We start from the raw sequence: 18433 nt of genomic DNA on the forward strand, positions 1-18433 counted from the left end.
TTCATGATTCTTCGCTGGTGAAAGCGGCGCGGCCGTACCAAAGGGTGCCCTCGCCGTACTTGCGCGACCGGAGCGGCTCGAAGCCCTCGGGCCACGGGAAGGCTCCGCTCCTGGTACTGCGCTCCACGGTGACGAGCGCATCGTCCGTGATCCAGCCATTGGACCGGAGTGTGAGGAGGATCTCCCGCAGGTCGGCGCTGTCCACGGCGTACGGCGGATCCAGGAAGACGATGTCGTACGGGTCCCCGGCGGCCCGGGCCGCCACGATCTGCTCGGCCTTGCCCGCACGGAATTCCGCCCCGGGCAGGGCCAGCGTCCGGATGTTGTCCCGGATCGCCTTGGCGGCCTTGGCGTCGGCCTCGACGAGCAGGGTGTGGTCCGCGCCCCGGGAGAGCGCTTCCAGGCCGACGGCGCCGGAGCCGCCGTACAGGTCGAGCACCCGGGCCCCTTCGACGCCGTGCAGCGACTCCCAAGTGGAGAAGAGGCCTTCGCGCATCCGGTCCGAGGTCGGCCGGGTGCCGGTGCCGGGGGGCACGGCCAGCCGTCGCCCGCCGGCGCTGCCGGCGATCACGCGGGTCATCTGGGGTCCTTCGGTACGGCGGTAGGGGTGGAGTGCCCCGGCGCTGCCGCGGCACTCCAACGATATGTCGTACCGCTCAGCCCTTCTCCAGATACTGCTCCCGCTCGGTGTCCAGGAGGGCGTCCAGCGCCCTCCGCAGACCCGGCAGGTGTTCCAGCGCGGGGTCCTCGGCGACGACGCGGGTGGCCTCCTCCCGCGCCTGGACGATGACCTCCTCGTCCTCGATGACGGCGAGCATGCGCAGCGAGGAGCGAACTCCGGACTGGGCCTGGCCGAGCACATCGCCCTCGCGGCGCTGTTCCAGGTCGATCCGGGAGAGTTCGAAGCCGTCGAGGGTGGCGGCGACGGCGGCCAGCCGGGCCCGGGCGGGGCTGGCCTCGTGCATTTCGCTGACCAACAGGCACAGACCGGGCGCGGAGCCCCGGCCGACGCGGCCGCGCAGCTGGTGGAGCTGGGAGACGCCGAACCGGTCCGCGTCCATGATCACCATGGCGGTGGAGTTGGGGACGTTCACCCCGACCTCGATGACGGTGGTGGCGACCAGCACCTTGACCTCGCCGGCGGCGAACCGGCGCATGACGTCGTCCTTGTCGGCGGGGTCCATCCGGCCGTGCAGCACCTCGACGCTCAGCCCCGCCAGCGGTCCGCGCGCAAGCTGCTCGGCGATCTCCACGACCGCGAGGGGCGGCCTCTTGTCGCCGTCGTCCTCGGCGGACTTCTTCTTGGGTTCGTCCTCCCCGTCCCCGATGCGGGGGCAGACCACATACGCCTGGTGCCCCTTCTCGACCTCCTCGCGGACCCGTTCCCAGGCCCGGGCGAGGAAGTGCGGCTTGTCCTTCGAGGGCACCACGTGCGTGGCGATCGGGGAGCGCCCTGCAGGCAGCTGGTCGAGGACGGAGGTCTCCAGGTCGCCGAAGACGGTCATGGCGACCGTGCGCGGGATCGGGGTCGCCGTCATCACCAGCAGGTGCGGGGGCTGCTTCCCCTTGGACCGCAGCGCGTCGCGCTGCTCCACCCCGAAACGGTGCTGCTCGTCCACGACGACCAGGCCGAGGTCGTGGAACTGCACCTTGTCCTCGATCAGCGCGTGCGTGCCGATCACGATCCCGGCCTCACCGGTGACCAGGTCGAGCAGGGCCTGGCGGCGTGCGGGCATCCCCATGGAGCCGGTGAGCAGCACCACCTTGGTCCCCTGGTCGGAGCCGCCGAGCATGCCTCCCTCGGCGAGCTCGCCCATCATCTCGGTGATGGAGCGGTGGTGCTGCTGGGCGAGCACCTCGGTGGGCGCGAGCATCGCCGCCTGTCCGCCGCTGTCCACGACGGCGAGCATCGCGCGCAGCGCGACCAGGGTCTTGCCCGAACCGACCTCCCCCTGGAGGAGGCGGTGCATGGGGTGTTCGGTGGCCAGGTCGTCGAAGATCTCCTTGGAGACGGTCCGCTGGCCCTGGGTGAGGGTGAAGGGCAGCTTCGCGTCGAAGGAGTCGAGCAGGCCGCCGGGGACGGGGCGGCGCGGGACGGCCGGGAGCTGGGAGTCGGCGTTCCGGCGGCGGGCCAGGGCGACCTGCAGGATGAAGGCCTCGTCCCACTTCAGGCGCTGGCGGGCGTCCTCGATGTCGGCCTTGGTGCCCGGGCGGTGGATCTTCAGCAGGGCCTCGGTGAGCGGGACCAGCCCGCGGCCCTGGCGCAGGGCGGGCGGCAGCGGGTCCACGGCGTCCCGGGCGCTGGGCAGCACCGCGTCCACGCACTTGGCGATCTTCCAGGACTCCAGCTTGGCGCAGGCCGGGTAGATCGGGATGAGTTGATTGGCGAAGGCGGCCGCGGCGTCCCGGTCGGAGGCGTCCGCGCCGAGCGGCTCGTAGGCCGGGTGCGCGAGCTGGAGCTTGTGGTTGAACTTGGAGACCTTGCCGGCGAACATGGCGCGGCTGCCGGGCAGCAGGTCCTTGTGCGGTTTGTGGACCCCGGCGCCGAAGAAGACGAGCTGGAGGCGGCCGTTGCCGTCGGTGATCGTCACCTCCAGACGCTTGCCGCGGCCCCCGTTGAAGGTCAGGATCCGGGCGTCGGCGACCTGCGCGACGACGGTGACGTGCTCGTCGATCTGGTCGGCGAGCTCGGCCAACGAGGTCAGCTCACCGCGCTCGGCGTACCGCCGCGGGTAGTGGTGGAGCAGGTCCAGGGCCGTGTGCAGGCCGAGCTGCTCGGCCAGCACCTTGGCGGTGGCGGGACCGAGCGTCTTCTTGAGGTCTTCGTCGAGCGCGGGCACGTGTTCCATTGCACACCATGGCGCTGACAAGCCCGCTATTCCACCCCGACGAGGAGCGGAGCCGAGTACCGGCCGCCCCGGTAGGTGACGGTGTCCACCGCGAGGTGGCCCTGCTGGACGTAGGCCTCCAGGCGCTCGGCAACGGCGTCCGGTACGTCGGGTCCCAGGACCAGGGTGACGAGTTCGCCGCCGGAGCCCAGCATCCGGTCCAGGACGGCCTCGGCGGTCTCGGCCAGGCCCGCCCCGATCACCGCGACGTCGCCGTCGATGAGGCCGAGCACGTCACCGGCCTGGCAGATGCCGGCCGAGGTGAAGGACTGCCTCTCGGCGAAGGCCAGCTCCCCGTACCGGGTGGCGCCGGCGGCCGCCGTCATGGCGACCACGTCCTCGTCGAAGCTGCCCTCCGGGTCGTGCACGGCGAGGGCGGCCAGGCCCTGGACCGCGGACCGGGTGGGGATCACGGCCACCCGTACGCCTTCGGCGCGGGCCTGTTCGGCCGCCGCGTTCGCGGCGGCGCGCAGTTCGGCGCCGCCCGGCAGCAGCACCACTTCGCGGGCGTGCGCGCGGCGGACGGCGTCGAGCAGTTCGGCGACGGCCGGCGGCTCCCCGGGGCGTACGAGCACGGTGGTCGCTCCCGCCTCCCCGCACAGCCCGGCCAGTCCCTCGCCGGGGACGACGGCGACCACGGCCCGCTGGGCGCGCTCGCCCCGTGCCCGGCGGCGCTCGTCCCCGAAGTGGGTGATCCGTATCCGGTAGGGCCGTCCGGCCACGACTCCGGCTTCCACGGCCGCGCCGGGGTCGTCGACGTGGACGTGGACGTTCCACAGTCCGTCGCCGCCGACCACGACCAGGGAGTCGCCGAGTCCGTCGAGGCGTTCGCGCAGTTCGCCGACGGCCGCCTCGGAGGCCTCCAGCAGGTAGATCACCTCGTACGCGGGCCCGTCCTCCTCCTGCGCGCAGGGGTCCGGTGACTGCGGGACGGGCACCGCGCGGCCGCGTACCGGTTCGGCGGCCGGTTCCTGGCCGGACAGGGCCTGCCACAGGGCGCCGAAGACGACGACCAGCCCGGAGCCCCCGGCGTCGACCACTCCCGCCCGGCCCAGCGCGGCGAGCTGCCCGGGGGTCTCGGCCAGGGCGGCGCGGGCCCCGTCGTAGGCGGCCCGGGCCACCTCGGTCGCGGTCCCGGCGGCGGCACCGGCCGCCTCGCCGGCCCGGGCGGCGGCGCCGGCGACGGTGAGCATGGTGCCCTCCACCGGGTGCGCGACGGCCGCGTACGCCTCCTCCGCGGCCCGGGTAAGCGCGCGGGCCAGCAGCCCGCCGGGGCCCCGTTCCGCCCGTTCCACCGGCTCGAGGGGCTCGTCGCCGAGTACGTCGGCCACTCCGCGCAGCAGCTGCGCCAGGATCGTCCCGGAGTTCCCGCGGGCGCCCACCAGGGCTCCGTGCGCCCAGGCCCGTACGGCCTCGGCCAGGGAGGTCCGCCCTGTGCCGTCGGTCACCCCGGGGAAGGCCTCGGCAAGGCCGCGGTCGGCCGATTCGGCGGTGAGGTAGAGGTTGGTGCCGGTGTCCGCGTCGGCGACCGGGTAGACGTTGATCGCGTCGATGTCCTCGCGGGCCCGGCCCAGTGCGGCGAGGGCCAGCGAGCTCCAGGTGCGCACCGCTTCGGCGTCGAGCTCGTCAGGGGACTGCGACTGCGGCTCGTGCGGCACCGGGCGTTCCTCCTTGTGCGGGCCAGGGTTCACCGCAGGGTAACGAAGGACCGCCCGGGCGTAGGGACCGCGGGGCGGGGCCGGCGGCGGACATGGTAGTTTTCTTGGACGGACGCAGTCGTTGTATGCTGCTCCGGTTGCCCGATGAGAGTCGGGCCATTCCCCCGGCAAACCACTTCAGACCTCTGAATCCGGTGCGCCGGTTTCACTGTAATTGCATCTGAAGTCTTGGAGTGACCTGTGGCTGCCAACTGCGACGTTTGCGCCAAGGGGCCGAGCTTCGGCAACAACATCTCCCACTCGCACCGCCGCACCTCGCGTCGCTGGAACCCGAACATCCAGCGCGTCCGTGCCGTGGTCAATGGGACGCCGAAGCGCCTCAACGCCTGCACCTCGTGCATCAAGGCCGGTAAGGTCTCGCGCTGACGCCTCCCGTCGTAGCGCAGCCCTTTCCGGTTGCCAAAAAGGCCGGTTCACCTCTGGTGAACCGGCCTTTTGCCTTGTCCGGGGGCCCGGCCGGGCCGTCGCAGCGGGTTCAGCGCCACTGCCAGGCGTGGTCCACCGGGCCGATGCCCCCGCCGAGCGCGAAGCCGGCGGCGATGGCGCCCGTGACGTACTCCTTGGCGGCCGCGACCGCCTCCGGGACGGTCAGTCCCTTCGCCAGGCCCGCCGCGATCGCGCTGGCCAGGGTGCAGCCGGTGCCGTGGGTGTGCCGGTTGTCGTGACGCGGGGCCCGCAGCCACCGCTCCTCGCTGCCGTCGGTGAGCAGGTCCACCGCCTCATGGCCGTGCGCCGCGAGGTGTCCGCCCTTGATCAGCGCCCACCGCGGCCCGTGGCCGAGGACCGCGTCGGCGGCCCGTCGCATGTCGTCCTCGGTCTCCACCACCACACCCGTGAGCTGGGCCACCTCGTCCAGGTTGGGGGTGGCCACCATGGCCCGCGGCAGCAGCTCCTTGCGTACGGCGTCCAGCGCCGAGGCGGCGAGCAGTGCGTCCCCGTGCTTGGAGACCCCGACGGGGTCCACGACGGCCGGGGCCCGGGTGTCCGCCAGCAGCGCGGCCACGGTCTCCACCAGGACGGCGGAGGAGAGCATCCCGGTCTTCACGGCCCGGACCCCGATGTCGTCCACGACGGCCCGGTACTGGGCCGTGACGGCCTCGGCGGGCAGTTCCCAGACTCCGCGTACCCCGAGCGAGTTCTGCGCCGTCACGGCGGTCACCACGCTCATGCCGTGCACCCCGAGCGCCAACATGGTCTTGAGGTCGGCCTGGATGCCGGCGCCGCCGCCGGAGTCCGATCCGGCGACGGTCAGGCACAGCGGCGGGGCGGTGCTCACAGCATCCCGTCCTGGGCGGCCGGGTCGGCCCCGAAGTGGTCCCAGCCGCCGGTGCTGGTCCAGGGCGCGCCGTCGACGGTCACCTGGGGCAGCGCGGAGCGGTTGAGGACCTCGCCGATGACCTTCCAGCGGGCGGGGAGCTTCACGTCGGGCGGGAAGGTCGCCACGATCGCGTGGTCCTCGCCTCCGGTGAGCACCCACTGCAACGGGTCCACGCCGACCGCCTGCCCGATGTCGTGCATCTGGGTCGGGATGTCGACGGCCGCCGAGCGCAGGTCGATCCTTACCTTGCTGGCTTCGGCGATGTGCCCGAGGTCGGCGATCAGGCCGTCGCTGACGTCGGTCATGGCGGTGGCGCCGAGTCCGGCGGCCGCGGGGCCCGCGTGGTAGGGCGGCTCGGGGCGTCGGTGCGCCTCGACGAAGGCCCGCGGGGAGCGGAAGCCGCGCGAGAGCACGGCGAAGCCGGCCGCGGACCAACCGAGCCAGCCGGTGACGGCGACGACGTCGCCGGGCTGGGCGCCGGAGCGCAGGACGGGCTCGTGGTTGCGCAGGTCGCCGAGGGCGGTGATGGCGACGGTGATGACGTCCCCGCGGACGACGTCCCCGCCGACCACGGCCGCGCCGGCAACCTGGCACTCGTCGCGGATCCCGTCCATCAGCTCGGTGGGCCAGGTGACGGGCAGTTCGGCGGGGACGACGAGGCCGAGCAGCAGCGCGGTCGGCACCGCGCCCATGGCGGCGATGTCGGCGAGGTTCTGCGCGGCGGCCTTGCGGCCGACGTCGTAGGCCGTGGACCAGTCGCGCCGGAAGTGCCGGCCCTCCAACAGGATGTCGGTGCTCGCCACGACCCGCCGGTCGGGGGCGGACACCACCGCGGCGTCGTCGCCCGGTCCGAGCCGGACCGCCGGGGTGGTGGTGAGCCGTGAGGTGAGCTCCCTGATCAGCCCGAACTCCCCCAGCTCGCCGACAGTGCCCTTCATCGCTGTGCCCCTTCTTGCCCAGTCCGCTTGCGGTCGCGAGCCGTCTCAGCTCTGGGTACCGTCAACAGATACGTCAACTTCTGCTCTCCGTACGCCCCGCTGTGCGTGGCGCCGGGCCCGCGGGTCTCCCCGCAGCGCACGGCGACGCGGTACCGTGGCGTCCCTTCTTCCCCCGGCCCGTTCAATCGTGTGGGGCCCACCCGAAGGTTAGGGGAAATGATCCTCGTGGCCGCCCTGGAGGTTCCGTGGTACAGGCGTACATCCTTATCCAGACCGAAGTGGGCAAGGCGTCGTTCGTCGCCGAGTCCATCGGCCAGATCCCGGGGGTGATCCAAGCCGAAGACGTGACGGGCCCGTACGACGTGATCGTGCGCGCCCAGGCCGACACCGTCGACGACCTCGGCCGCATGGTGGTCGCCAAGGTCCAGCAGGTGGAGGGGATCACCCGCACCTTGACCTGCCCGGTGGTCCATCTGTAGCCCCCGTCTACTCTAGGCCGGTGATGTCCCTCCACCGCCGGCCCCTGCGTGTCCGCGCCTTGTCCGCCGTGCCCGCCTCGATGGCCGTCCTGGCCGCCGCGGCGTGCTCCCCGGGCGGATCCGACGAAGCCCGGGTGGACCCACCGCCCACGCCGCCCGCCGCCGTCGCGGGACTCTGTGCGGCACTGCACAAGGAGCTCCCGGAGACGGTGGCCGGCCTGGCGCGGACCAGAACCGAACCGGAGTCCGATCTGACCGCCTCGTGGGGCGGCTCGGCGATCGTACTGCGGTGCGGTATCCCCAAACCCCCCAAGATGCTCGATCCGAAGCAGGAGGGCGTCCACGTGAACGGCGTGGCGTGGCTGCTGGAGAAGCTCGACGCCGGTTCCGGCGGGGGGTTCCGGTTCACCACCGGGCTGCGGCTGGCCTACACCGAGGTCCAGGTCGACGGGGAGCACGCCACGGACGCGGGCATGCTGGTCGGCCTGTCCACGGCGATCACCGCGACCGTGCCCGAGGGCATCGCCTCCTACTGAGCACCGCGCTCGGCCCATCGGGTACCGAGCACACCGCCGCCCGCCGACCGCCTTCGAAGGCGGTCGGCGGGCGGTCGGCTTTTCGGACGACTGTCAGCGCAGGCCGGTGGAGCGGCGCAGGGCCGCCTGGATCAGGCGGTCCACCAGCTCCCGGTACTCGATGCCCGTCTTCTGCCACATCAACGGGTACATGGAGATCGGGGTGAAGCCCGGCATCGTGTTGATCTCGTTGATAACGAACGTGCCGTCCTCGGTGAGGAAGAAGTCGGCGCGCACCAGGCCCTCGCAGGACGCGGCCTCGAAGGCCTCGATCGCGAGTCGCTGCACCTCGGCGGTCTGCTCCGGGGTGAGCGGGGCGGGCACGATCCCGGAGGCCGAGTCGATGTACTTCGCCTCGAAGTCGTAGAAGTCGTGGCTGGACACCGGCGGGATCTCGGCGGGGACGCTCGCCCGCGGGCCGTCCTCGAACTCCAGGACCCCGCACTCGATCTCGCGGCCGCGCAGCAGCGCCTCCACGATGATCTTCGGGTCGTGGCGCCGGGCTTCCTTGACCGCGGCGTCCAGGCCGGAGGCGTCGTCGACCTTGGTGATGCCGATGGAGGAGCCGGCCCGGGCGGGCTTGATGAACAGCGGCCAGCCGTGCTCGGCGGCGAAGTCCAGGATCTTGCCCGTTGCGGCGTCCCGGTCGGCCTCCCACTCGCGCGGGCGGATGGTCACGTACGGGCCGACGCTCAGCCCGAAGGACGTGAACACCCGCTTCATGTAGTCCTTGTCCTGGCCGACGGCCGAGGCGAGGACGCCGGATCCGACGTACGGGATGCCGGAGAGCTCCAGGAGGCCCTGGAGGGTGCCGTCCTCGCCGTACGGGCCGTGCAGCACGGGGAAGACGACGTCGACCTCGCCCAGGGCCTTGGGGACGGCGCCCGGTTCGGTGTAGACGACCTGGCGGCTGGCGGGGTCGACCGAGAGCACGACGGCGCCGTCCTCGGATTCCGCGAGCTCCTCGACGCTCGGGAGCGTGCGGTCGGCGATGGCCATCCGCTCGGGCTCGTCGGCGGTCAGCGCCCATCGGCCGTCCGTGGTGATGCCGATGGGCAGCACCTCGTACTTGGAGCGGTCGATGGAGCGCAGTACGGCGCCCGCCGTGACGACCGAGATGGCGTGTTCCGAGCTGCGGCCGCCGAACACGACGGCCACGCGGGGCTTGCGGCCCTGCTGCTCAGGGGTCTGGGGGAGGTTCTCGCTGCTCATATCGCCACGAGAGTACCCGCTCAGACGTGCGGAATGGAGTCAGCGACGTTCCGGTTTGGCACTGCGCCCCATCAGGTCCTTGAGCGCGACCAGGGTCGGCTTGCCGTGGTGGACGATGTCCACCACCGTGTCGGTGATCGGCATGTCCACCCCGTGGCGGCGGGCCAGATCCGCCACCGACTGGCAGGACTTGACGCCCTCGGCGGTCTGCTTGGTGACGGCGATGGTCTCTTCCAGGGTCATCCCGCGGCCGAGGTTGGTGCCGAAGGTGTGGTTCCGGGAGAGCGGCGAGGAGCAGGTGGCGACCAGGTCGCCGAGGCCCGCGAGGCCGGAGAAGGTGAGCGGGTCGGCGCCCATGGCCACGCCGAGGCGGGTGGCTTCGGCGAGTCCGCGGGTGATGAGCGAGCCCTTGGTGTTGTCGCCCAGACCCATGCCGTCCGCGATGCCGACGGCGAGGCCGATGACGTTCTTGACGGCGCCGCCGAGCTCGCAGCCGGTGACGTCGGTGCTCGTGTACGGGCGGAAGTACGCGGTGTGGCAGGCGGCCTGGAGGCGCTGGGCCACGCTCTCGTCCACGCAGGCGACGACGGAGGCGGCGGGCTGGCGGGCGGCGATCTCGGCGGCCAGGTTGGGGCCGGTGACCACGGCGATGCGCTCGGCGGGGACCTTGGCCACCTCCTCGATGACCTCGCTCATCCGCTTGGCGGTGCCGAGTTCGATGCCCTTCATCAGCGAGACGAGCACGGTGTCGGCGGCCAGCAGGGGCGCCCACGCGGCGAGGTTCTCGCGCAGGGTCTGGGACGGGACGGCGAGGACGGTGAAGTCCGCGCCGGCCGCCGCCCCGGCCGGGTCGGTGGTGGCCCGGAGGTTCGCGGGGAGTTCGACCCCGGGGAAGTAGTCCGGGTTGGTCCGGCCGGTGTTGATGGAGTCGACCACCTCCTGGCGGCGGCCCCACAGCGTCACCTCGCAGCCGGCGTCGGCGAGCACGATGGCGAAGGCCGTGCCCCAGGAGCCTGTTCCGAAGACGGTTGCCTTCACGGGACGTGTCACTTCTTGCCCTCCCCTGCGGCCTTGCGCCGCTGTTCCACCCTGGCGTTGCGATGGTCGTACGGCTGCTCGGGCGCGGTCTCGCCGCGCACTTCCTCCAGCAACGCGGTGATGGCCGCCATGATGACCTCGGTGACCTCCCGGAGGAGCTCCGGGGTGGGCTCCCGGTCGTAGAACGCCGAGAGGTCCACCGGCGGTCCGGCGAGCACCTGGAGGGTCTTGCGCGGGAAGAGCCGGACCTTGTTCTCCTTGGCGTAGGGCGGCACCGCGAGGTTCGCGCCCCACTGGGCCACCGGGATGACGGGCGCCCTGGTGATCAGCGCCACGCGGGCGGCGCCGGTCTTGCCGGCCATCGGCCACATGTCGGGGTCGCGGGTGAGGGTGCCCTCCGGGTAAAAGGCCACGCATTCGCCCTGCTCGATGGCGTTCACGGCGGCCCGGAATGCGTCCAGGGCGTTGGTGGACTCCCGGTAGACGGGGATCTGTCCGCTGCCGCGCAGGATGGACCCGACAATAGGGACCTTGAAGAGGGCGGCCTTGGCGAGCAATCGGGGCACCCGGCCGGTGTTGTACTGGAAGTGCGCGTACGAGAGCGGGTCCAGATACGAGTTGTGATTGACGGCGGTGATAAAGCCGCCCTCGGCCGGAATGTGCTCCATTCCCCGCCAGTCCCGCTTGAAGAGCACTACCAGCGGCGGTTTTGCGATGACCGCCGCCAGGCGGTACCAGAAGCCGATTCTGCGGCGGGACACTCGGACACCTTCCTCTAGGACCGGTGCGCGGCTGGGGCACCTCGTCGGCCGGACAAGTGTCACCCCAGGCCCGGTCTCTGTCGAGGACACCGTACGCCCCGCTCACCCCGCCGGACTCCCGGGTTGCCCGGGCGAAGGCGACAATGGGCCGACACATGACCCGGCCATGACCTGACCATGGCCGAAGGACCTGCTGGAGCGCACCGGAGGAAAGGGATCCGTCACGAACGCCGTGTGGAGTTTGGTGGTCCCGCTGAAGCCCTTGGCGGTGGCGAAGAGCCGTCTCGCACGGGCGGTGGGCGCCTCCCGTCCGGGCCTCGCCCTGGCCTTCGCCCAGGACACCGTCGCGGGGGCCCTGGCCTGCGCGGCGGTCACGGATGTGGTGGTCGTCACGGACGACGCCGCGGCCGGTGCGGAACTGGCGCGGCTCGGGGCGCGGATCGTCCCGGACGCCCCGGCGGCCGGGCTCAACGCGGCCCTGGACCACGGGGCGCGGGCGGTGCGGTCGGGGCGGCCGGGAGCCGCACTGGCCGCGCTGAACGCCGATCTGCCGGCACTCCGACCCCGGGAATTGCAACGCGTGCTCGAAAAAGCTTCGGTATTTCCGCGGGCATTTCTGGCGGATGCTGCCGGAATCGGGACGACCCTGCTTTCTGCCGCGCCCGACGTGGAATTGGCCCCCTCGTTCGGGGGGCCGTCACGGGCCCGACATTCGGCTTCGGGGGCGGTGGAAATCGCCCTGGCGAACGTCGACAGCGTGCGCCGGGACGTGGACACGGCGGCCGATCTGCGCACCGCGCTCGCCCTCGGCGTGGGGCGCCACACCGCCCGATACAGTGCCCGTATGCAGGCGACCGCGTACACGTACGACTCCCAGACCCGCAGCGGCAGCGTGCTGCTGGACGACGGCACTCCGGTGCCCTTCGAGGCCCCGGCCTTCGATGCGGGCGGCCTGCGGCTGCTACGGCCCGGACAGCGGGTCCGGATCGAGACGGACGGCGCGGGTGCGAGCCTTCGGATCACCCTCGTGACGCTGCAGACGTTCTGAAGGGGGTGCCGCCCGCGACCCCGACCGGCCGCCGGTGCGGTGGACGCACCGCGGGCCGGCTCCCCCGCACGGGGAAAGCCGGCCCGGCCTGTGTGACGCGTGCCCCTACTTCTTGCGGGCGGTGGTCTTCTTCGCGGTGGCCTTGCGCGTCGCCGTCTTCTTGGCGGGCGCCTTCGTCGCTGCGGTGACCTTCTTGGCCGCCGGCGCGGTCTTCTTGGCCGCGGTGGTCGTCTTCTTCGCGGCGGTGGTGGTCTTCTTGGCCGCGGCAGTGGTCTTCTTGGCGGCCGCGGTGGCCTTCTTCGCCGTCGCGGTGCTCTTCACCGCCGCCTTCTTGGCGGTCGCCGTGGCCTTCTTGGCCACGACCTTCTTTGCGACCGCGGTCTTTGCCGCGGCCTTCTTGGCGGTGGTGGCCTTCTTCGCCGCGGCCTTCTTGACCGTCGCGGAGGCACCACCCGTGAGGCTGCCCTTGGGCGCCTTCTTCACCGACACCTCGCCACCCTTGGGAAGCTTCTTGGTGCCGCTGACCAGGTCCTTGAATCCCTGGCCCGCACGGAAGCGGGGCACAGAGGTCTTCTTGACCCGGACGCGCTCACCCGTCTGCGGGTTGCGGGCGTAACGGGCCGGACGGTCGACCTTCTCGAACGAGCCGAAGCCCGTGACCGAGACCCGGTCGCCCGCGACGGTAGCGCGGACGATCGCGTCCAGTACCGCGTCGACAGCGTCCGCGGCCTGCTGGCGGCCGCCCAGCTTGTCGGCAATCGCTTCTACGAGCTGCGCCTTGTTCACGTCTTCCCCTTCGGAGACTTCGCCAGAACGAATGTGTTCAAGCTTATTTCGCACGTTAGGCGGATATATACCGCAAATCAAACACGAAACGGGCTAATCACCCTAGTGCCGCAACGCTGTAGGCCGTTACGGAGTTCCTTCGCATCAGTCGCCTTCAGGGAATCGACCCTCGTCGAGGTCCTTCATCAACCTGTCCAGGCGCCTTGCCGCATCGGCGAGATCATGCTTCGCCGCGGCCGTGACGACCAACAGCTTCCGGGACAGCGCCATCCTTACGCCCTCCGGGACTTGCAGTGAGCGCACCCGTGTGTGTGCTTCTTTCAGCCGGTCCGCAACGAGTTCGTAGAGCTCGAGTTGACTGTCGCGTTCCATGCACAGATTGTGCCATCTGGGGCGAGTTGTCGCCTCACGGGGCCTCAACAAACGGCTGTGCCCCCCGCCGGAGGGCGGAGGGCACGGTGTTGTCGATGTGATCACCCGAAGGTGAATAAGCGCTGATCAGGCAGGAATCAGGCCACAATCGTGCGCGGCTTGAAGGTGGGTCGGGCGCTTTCGTAGGCGGCGATGTCCGCTTCGTTCTGAAGGGTGAGCGAGATGTCGTCCAGGCCCTCCAGCAGACGCCAGCGGGCGTTGTCGTCGAGTTCGAACTCCGCGACGACGCCTTCCGCTCGCACCTGGCGGTCGACCAGGTCGACGGTGATTTCGGCGGTCGGGTCGGCCTCCGTCAGCTCCCACAGCCGCTCGACGGTCTCCTGCGGGAGGACGACGGTCAGCAGGCCGTTCTTCAGCGAGTTCCCGCGGAAGATGTCGGCGAAGCGGGAGGAGATGACCGTCTTGAAGCCGAAGTTCTGCAGGGCCCAGACGGCGTGCTCGCGCGAGGAACCCGTACCGAAGTCGGGGCCGGCGACCAGGACGGTCGCACCGGCGCGCTCCGGGCGGTTCGTGACGAACTCCGGGTCCTTGCGCCAGGCCTCGAAGAGCCCGTCCTCGAACCCGTCGCGGGTGATCTTCTTCAGCCAGTGGGCCGGGATGATCTGGTCGGTGTCGACGTTGCTGCGGCGCAGCGGGACGGCCCGGCCGGTGTGGGTGGTGAAGGCTTCCATGGTTCAGACTCCGGCGGTCGCGTCGGCGGCGGACAGGTCGGTGGGCGAGGCCAGGTGGCCCAGCACCGCAGTGGCGGCGGCCACCTGCGGGGAGACCAGGTGGGTGCGCCCGCCCTTGCCCTGCCGGCCCTCGAAGTTGCGGTTGGAGGTGGACGCGGAGCGTTCACCGGGCGCCAGTTGGTCGGGGTTCATGCCCAGGCACATCGAACAGCCCGCGTGCCGCCACTCGGCGCCGGCCTCCTTGAAGACCTTGTCCAGGCCCTCTTCCACGGCCTGCAGGGCGACGCGGACCGAGCCCGGGACGACCAGCATCCGTACGCCGTCGGCGACTTTGCGGCCCTCGACGATGCCGGCGACGGCACGCAGGTCCTCGATGCGGCCGTTGGTGCACGAACCTACGAAGACGGTGTCGACCTTGATGTCCCGCAGCGGCTGTCCGGCGGTCAACCCCATGTACTCCAGGGCCTTTTCGGCGGCCAGGCGCTCCGAAGCGTCCTCGTACGAAGCCGGGTCGGGGACGTGCGCCGACAGCGGTGCGCCCTGGCCCGGGTTGGTCCCCCAGGTGACGAAGGGGGACAGCGCGGCGCCGTCGATGACGACCTCCGCGTCGAAGACCGCGTCGTCGTCCGTGCGCAGGGTCTTCCAGTACTCGACCGCCGCGTCCCAGTCCTTGCCCGTGGGGGCGTGGTCACGGCCCTGGAGGTAGTCGAAGGTGGTCTGATCAGGGGCGATCATGCCCGCGCGGGCACCCGCCTCGATCGACATGTTGCAGATGGTCATCCGGGCTTCCATCGACAGCTCCTGGATGGCCTCGCCCCGGTACTCCAGGATGTAGCCCTGGCCGCCGCCCGTACCGATCTTGGCGATGATCGCCAGGATCAGGTCCTTCGCGGTGACGCCCTCGGCCAACGCGCCGGTGACGGTGATCGCCATCGTCTTCGGGCGGGCCAGCGGCAGCGTCTGGGTGGCCAGTACGTGCTCGACCTGGCTCGTGCCGATGCCGAAGGCCAGCGCGCCGAAGGCGCCGTGCGTGGAAGTGTGCGAGTCGCCGCAGACCACGGTGGTGCCGGGCTGGGTCAGACCCAGCTGCGGTCCCACGACGTGGACGACGCCCTGCTCGACGTCGCCCAGCGAGTGCAGGCGCACGCCGAACTCGGCGCAGTTCGCCCGCAGCGTCTCCAGCTGGGCGCGGGAAACCGGGTCGGCGATCGGCTTGTCGATGTCGAGGGTGGGGGTGTTGTGGTCCTCGGTCGCGATGGTGAGGTCGAGGCGTCGGACCTTGCGGCCGGCCTGACGCAGTCCTTCGAAGGCCTGCGGGCTGGTCACCTCGTGCAGCAGGTGCAGATCGATGAAGAGGAGGTCGGGCTCGCCTTCGGCGCGCCGGACGACATGGTCGTCCCAGACCTTCTCCGCGAGTGTCCTACCCATCGCTTTCCCTCCGGCCGGCCGGTTGTGCCGGCGCTTCATAGAGATCTTGTGCGCCGTGCCGCCCGTACCCCACGTCCCGGACGACGGCTCGGACCCAGTGGTTCGTGGACCCGCACATACAGACTCGCTGTTTCTTGGAAAAATTGAACTTGCGTTTCACAGTGTGAGACGCGAATATCGTTTCATGGACAACTCTAGCGGCGTCGGCGTTCTCGACAAGGCAGCTCTGGTATTGAGCGCACTGGAGTCCGGTCCGGCCACCCTCGCCGGGCTGGTCGCGGCGACAGGGCTCGCACGACCCACGGCACATCGCCTTGCCGTGGCACTGGAACACCACCGGATGGTGGCGAGGGACATGCAGGGCCGGTTCATCCTCGGACCGCGGCTGGCGGAACTCGCCGCCGCGGCCGGCGAGGACCGTCTGTTGGCCACGGCGGGACCGGTACTCACTCACCTCCGTGACGTGACGGGAGAGAGCGCGCAGCTCTACCGCCGTCAGGGAGACATGCGCATCTGCGTGGCGGCCGCGGAGCGGCTGTCGGGTCTTCGGGACACCGTCCCGGTGGGTTCCACGCTTCCCATGAAGGCCGGTTCGGCCGCGCAGATCCTGATGGCCTGGGAGGAGCCCGAGCGGCTCCACCGCGGCCTCCAGGGCGCGCGCTTCACGGCGACGGCACTCTCGGGCGTACGGCGTCGCGGCTGGGCGCAGTCGATCGGCGAGCGGGAGCCCGGTGTGGCCTCCGTCTCGGCGCCGGTGCGCGGGCCGTCGAACCGCGTGGTGGCCTCCGTATCGGTCTCCGGGCCGATCGAGCGGCTGACCCGCCACCCGGGCCGGATGCACGCCCAGGCCGTCATCGACGCGGCCGCACGGCTCACGGAGGCGCTGCGCCGCTCCGGCTGACGCCCCGACCCCACCTGCTCACCCCCGGGCCCGGGGGCGCGTTCGACGCCGCACACGTCCGAACACGCGCCTCCGGGCCCGCACTTGTGCCTGCCGGCCGGCGCGACCGACACAAAGCGAAGAGGCCCTCCGCGATGAACGCGGAGGGCCTCTTCGATGCGTACCCCCGACCGGATTCGAACCGGCGCTACCGCCTTGAGAGGGCGGCGTGCTAGGCCGCTACACAACGGGGGCTTGCTTGTACTGCGCTGGGCTACCAGGACTCGAACCTAGAACAAAGGAACCAGAAACCTTCGTGTTGCCAATTACACCATAGCCCAATGTGGTCTATACCAGACCAGTACCCCCGACCGGATTCGAACCGGCGCTACCGCCTTGAGAGGGCGGCGTGCTAGGCCGCTACACAACGGGGGCCCTAGCGATCCTGCATCAAGACGTCCGGGAGCTACCCAAAAGGAGATCTTGCGGGAAGGATCTGTACCCCCGACCGGATTCGAACCGGCGCTACCGCCTTGAGAGGGCGGCGTGCTAGGCCGCTACACAACGGGGGCAAAGCACTGCGTTACTACTGCACTGCGCTGGGGTACCAGGACTCGAACCTAGAATAAGGGAACCAGAAACCCTCGTGTTGCCAATTACACTATACCCCACCGGAAGTCAACCCCCTGGGGGGATTTACTTTCGAGTGGCGCCTCCGTCCGGCCTTTCGGCCCGCTCCGGCGGCGCAGAAAGAACATTACCGGATGGCTGACCGTGCTCCAAAACGGGTATCCCGCGCCAGCAGCTGAGGGAGCTGGTCAAGGCCCTCGATGCGGTGCGCGCCCTCGGGCCCCGGGCCCCGACCGCCGTCGCGGTCGATCCAGATGGCCGTCAACCCGGCGTCACGGGCTCCGCGTGCGTCGATCTCCGGCTGGTCCCCCACGTACGCCACCTCGCCGGGCGGCAGCCCGAGCGCCTCACACGCGGCCAGGAAGGCCTCCGCCTCGGGCTTGCTGACCCCGAGTTCGACGGCGCAGACCAGCACCTCGAAGCGGTCGCGCAGCCCGAGGTCGCGGAGCTTGGGGTCCTGGTTGGCGGTGGAGGAGTTGGAGAGCACCCCGTGGCGGTAGTCGGCGGCGAGGGCGTCGAGCGCCGGCACGACGTCGGGGAAGACGGTCCAGGCGGCCTTGTAGTGCTCCACGTACTGGTCGAACCAGGCGTCGGCCTCGTCCGCGGTCATCCCGGGCTCTTCCAGGAACTCCCGCACCCGCTCCTGCCGCTGCCCCTGGAAGGTGCCCTCGCCGGCCGCGAAGCGCGCCCAGTGCCGGTCGGTGATCTCCCGCCACAGCGCGAGCGCCTGCGCGGGGGTCCCGTACCGGTGCGCCAGGCCCGTGACTTCCACCTGGCGCGCCAACCCGGCGGCGTCGGCCCCCGTGTAGTCGAAGAGGGTGTCGTCGATGTCCCACAGCACGGCGCGGATCGGCATGTGCCCGAGCCTATGCCGAAGTGCCCTCCTGCGGGGGCACGACGAAGAAGTCCGTGACGAAGCAGGTGACCCGGCCGGCCGCGTCCCGCCCCACCCAGGTGGGGTACGTCCCGTCGCCCCAGCCGGACTGGAAGACCGCCACCTGTTGGCCCCCGGGGCCGGTGAGCACGTACGGGCCGGGGTGCCGGTACCCGTCCGCGAGGAACGGGGCGCGCAGCAGCTCCCGGGTGGCCTCGCGGTCGGCGAAGTCCCGCCCGGCTGACGCGTCGTGGAAGGCCCCCACGCCCGCGTCCACGCCGTAGCCGTAGAGCTCGCCCGGCCCCAGGTCGTCCAGGCGCTGCTCACCGCTGAGCGCGAGCTCCCAGGACGCCGTCGGCGCCTCGTTGACCACCAGCCGCAGGGCGGCGAGATCCGGGCGGGGGGACCCCTGCGGCAGCGGCTCGTCGGCCGGGGACCACGTGACGAGCGCCGCTTCCAGCCGGTAGCGGCCGGGCGCCACCTCGACGTGGAACGGCGGTCTGGTGTCCGGCCCCAGGTAGGCCATCGGATCGCAGGCCACCAGCCGGCCGGTCGGCAGCCGCAGCTCGCCCCCGTCGGCCACCGAGAGGGTCCCGAGGTCTCCCTCCTCGTCTCGGAAGGCGTAGCCCGGCGTGAAGTGCCGGGCGAAGTCGGGGGCGGCGAGGGGCATGCGGGGCCTTCCGGATCGTGGGCGGGACGCCGCAGGGGGCGGCGGCCGGGAGTCCGGGCCTCCGCCCCCTGCGGGAAGGACAGGTGC

General features: G+C 71.2%; 18 protein-coding genes, 5 tRNA genes and 1 pseudogene. 5 read left to right on the top strand and 19 right to left on the bottom strand.

The annotated features are described in order from the left end of the window. Nucleotide 1 precedes the first annotated feature (1 nt). The 3 genes from rsmD to OG207_RS13685 all read right to left on the bottom strand — a co-directional run bounded on the left by rsmD (nt 2) and on the right by OG207_RS13685 (nt 4546). Complete coding sequence (gene rsmD, locus OG207_RS13675; RefSeq protein ID WP_329098850.1) at nt 2-580, bottom strand: 16S rRNA (guanine(966)-N(2))-methyltransferase RsmD; 579 nt, start codon at nt 578-580, stop codon at nt 2-4. A gap of 76 nt (nt 581-656) precedes the next feature. Then, nucleotides 657-2849, bottom strand: coding sequence for an ATP-dependent DNA helicase RecG (recG, locus tag OG207_RS13680; RefSeq protein WP_329098851.1), 2193 nt, complete (start codon nt 2847-2849; stop codon nt 657-659). A gap of 26 nt (nt 2850-2875) precedes the next feature. Then, a complete protein-coding gene (locus OG207_RS13685; protein ID WP_329098852.1) occupies nt 2876-4546 on the bottom strand; it encodes a DAK2 domain-containing protein in 1671 nt (556 codons plus the stop codon). A 240-nt stretch (nt 4547-4786) separates the two neighbouring features. Here OG207_RS13685 and rpmB point away from each other — a divergent pair, with 240 nt between their 5' ends. Continuing rightward, nucleotides 4787-4972: a 50S ribosomal protein L28 gene (rpmB, locus tag OG207_RS13690; RefSeq protein ID WP_007266795.1), complete on the top strand. Its 186-nt coding sequence runs from the start codon at nt 4787-4789 to the stop codon at nt 4970-4972. Nucleotides 4973-5081: 109 nt separating this feature from the next. Here the strand turns inward: rpmB and thiD are convergent, their stop codons facing one another. Then, nucleotides 5082-5882 (bottom strand): bifunctional hydroxymethylpyrimidine kinase/phosphomethylpyrimidine kinase, encoded by an 801-nt coding sequence (gene thiD, locus OG207_RS13695; RefSeq protein WP_329098853.1) that lies wholly within the window; start codon nt 5880-5882, stop codon nt 5082-5084. Then, the gene (locus OG207_RS13700; protein ID WP_329098854.1) at nt 5879-6862 is read right to left on the bottom strand and encodes a thiamine-phosphate kinase; all 984 of its coding nucleotides are present in this window, start codon (nt 6860-6862) and stop codon (nt 5879-5881) included. Before OG207_RS13700 ends, thiD begins: the two co-directional genes overlap by 4 nt. A gap of 245 nt (nt 6863-7107) precedes the next feature. Here OG207_RS13700 and OG207_RS13705 point away from each other — a divergent pair, with 245 nt between their 5' ends. Both OG207_RS13705 and OG207_RS13710 read left to right on the top strand, forming a co-directional pair. Beyond that, nucleotides 7108-7341, top strand: coding sequence for an Lrp/AsnC family transcriptional regulator (locus OG207_RS13705; RefSeq protein WP_030011290.1), 234 nt, complete (start codon nt 7108-7110; stop codon nt 7339-7341). Between the two features lie 23 nt (nt 7342-7364). Further along, the gene (locus tag OG207_RS13710; RefSeq protein ID WP_329107607.1) at nt 7365-7877 is read left to right on the top strand and encodes a DUF3515 family protein; all 513 of its coding nucleotides are present in this window, start codon (nt 7365-7367) and stop codon (nt 7875-7877) included. 93 nt (nt 7878-7970) lie between these two features. On the opposite strand, the gene OG207_RS13715 is transcribed toward OG207_RS13710, so the two are convergent. The 3 genes from OG207_RS13715 to OG207_RS13725 are packed head-to-tail and all read right to left on the bottom strand — an operon-like array spanning nt 7971 to nt 10927. Beyond that, the gene (locus OG207_RS13715; RefSeq protein WP_329098855.1) at nt 7971-9128 is read right to left on the bottom strand and encodes a D-alanine--D-alanine ligase family protein; all 1158 of its coding nucleotides are present in this window, start codon (nt 9126-9128) and stop codon (nt 7971-7973) included. Nucleotides 9129-9167: 39 nt separating this feature from the next. Continuing rightward, nucleotides 9168-10178 carry an NAD(P)H-dependent glycerol-3-phosphate dehydrogenase gene (locus tag OG207_RS13720; protein WP_329098856.1) on the bottom strand — a complete coding sequence of 337 codons (1011 nt, stop codon included), beginning with the start codon at nt 10176-10178 and terminating at the stop codon, nt 9168-9170. After that, nucleotides 10175-10927, bottom strand: coding sequence for a lysophospholipid acyltransferase family protein (locus OG207_RS13725; RefSeq protein ID WP_329098857.1), 753 nt, complete (start codon nt 10925-10927; stop codon nt 10175-10177). Before OG207_RS13725 ends, OG207_RS13720 begins: the two co-directional genes overlap by 4 nt. A 190-nt stretch (nt 10928-11117) precedes the next feature. Here OG207_RS13725 and cofC point away from each other — a divergent pair. Next, a pseudogene (gene cofC / locus OG207_RS13730) lies at nt 11118-11768 on the top strand (2-phospho-L-lactate guanylyltransferase); the annotation flags it as partial. 312 nt (nt 11769-12080) lie between these two features. Here cofC and OG207_RS13735 read toward each other — a convergent pair. From OG207_RS13735 to leuC, 4 genes are all read right to left on the bottom strand, one after another. Beyond that, nucleotides 12081-12761 carry an HU family DNA-binding protein gene (locus OG207_RS13735; protein WP_329098858.1) on the bottom strand — a complete coding sequence of 227 codons (681 nt, stop codon included), beginning with the start codon at nt 12759-12761 and terminating at the stop codon, nt 12081-12083. A gap of 144 nt (nt 12762-12905) precedes the next feature. Beyond that, on the bottom strand, nt 12906-13133 hold the full coding sequence (locus OG207_RS13740) for a hypothetical protein (RefSeq protein WP_030009267.1): 228 nt from the start codon (nt 13131-13133) through the stop codon (nt 12906-12908). A gap of 137 nt (nt 13134-13270) precedes the next feature. Beyond that, the gene (leuD, locus tag OG207_RS13745) at nt 13271-13864 is read right to left on the bottom strand and encodes a 3-isopropylmalate dehydratase small subunit (RefSeq protein ID WP_329098859.1); all 594 of its coding nucleotides are present in this window, start codon (nt 13862-13864) and stop codon (nt 13271-13273) included. Between the two features lie 3 nt (nt 13865-13867). Beyond that, nucleotides 13868-15292, bottom strand: a complete 1425-nt coding sequence (gene leuC, locus OG207_RS13750; protein WP_329098860.1) for a 3-isopropylmalate dehydratase large subunit — start codon at nt 15290-15292, stop codon at nt 13868-13870. A 184-nt stretch (nt 15293-15476) separates the two neighbouring features. On the opposite strand from leuC, the gene ndgR reads away from it, so the two are divergent. Beyond that, nucleotides 15477-16193: an IclR family transcriptional regulator NdgR gene (gene ndgR / locus OG207_RS13755; RefSeq protein WP_007266782.1), complete on the top strand. Its 717-nt coding sequence runs from the start codon at nt 15477-15479 to the stop codon at nt 16191-16193. A 161-nt stretch (nt 16194-16354) separates the two neighbouring features. On the opposite strand, the gene OG207_RS13760 is transcribed toward ndgR, so the two are convergent. The 7 genes from OG207_RS13760 to OG207_RS13790 all read right to left on the bottom strand — a co-directional run bounded on the left by OG207_RS13760 (nt 16355) and on the right by OG207_RS13790 (nt 18346). Further along, nucleotides 16355-16427, bottom strand: a tRNA-Glu gene (locus OG207_RS13760). Nucleotides 16428-16441: 14 nt separating this feature from the next. After that, a tRNA-Gln gene (locus OG207_RS13765) sits at nt 16442-16513 on the bottom strand. 21 nt (nt 16514-16534) lie between these two features. Beyond that, nucleotides 16535-16607 (bottom strand) — tRNA-Glu (locus OG207_RS13770). Nucleotides 16608-16671: 64 nt separating this feature from the next. Next, nucleotides 16672-16744: transfer RNA gene (locus OG207_RS13775), tRNA-Glu, on the bottom strand. 27 nt (nt 16745-16771) lie between these two features. After that, nucleotides 16772-16843, bottom strand: a tRNA-Gln gene (locus tag OG207_RS13780). Between the two features lie 86 nt (nt 16844-16929). Next, nucleotides 16930-17658, bottom strand: coding sequence for an HAD family hydrolase (locus OG207_RS13785; RefSeq protein WP_329098861.1), 729 nt, complete (start codon nt 17656-17658; stop codon nt 16930-16932). A 10-nt stretch (nt 17659-17668) separates the two neighbouring features. Continuing rightward, nucleotides 17669-18346 carry a DUF4241 domain-containing protein gene (locus OG207_RS13790; protein ID WP_329098862.1) on the bottom strand — a complete coding sequence of 226 codons (678 nt, stop codon included), beginning with the start codon at nt 18344-18346 and terminating at the stop codon, nt 17669-17671. Nucleotides 18347-18433 lie beyond the last annotated feature (87 nt).

The sequence above is a fragment of the Streptomyces sp. NBC_01439 genome (genome assembly GCF_036227605.1).
In the GTDB taxonomy this organism is placed as follows: Bacteria; Actinomycetota; Actinomycetes; order Streptomycetales; family Streptomycetaceae; genus Streptomyces.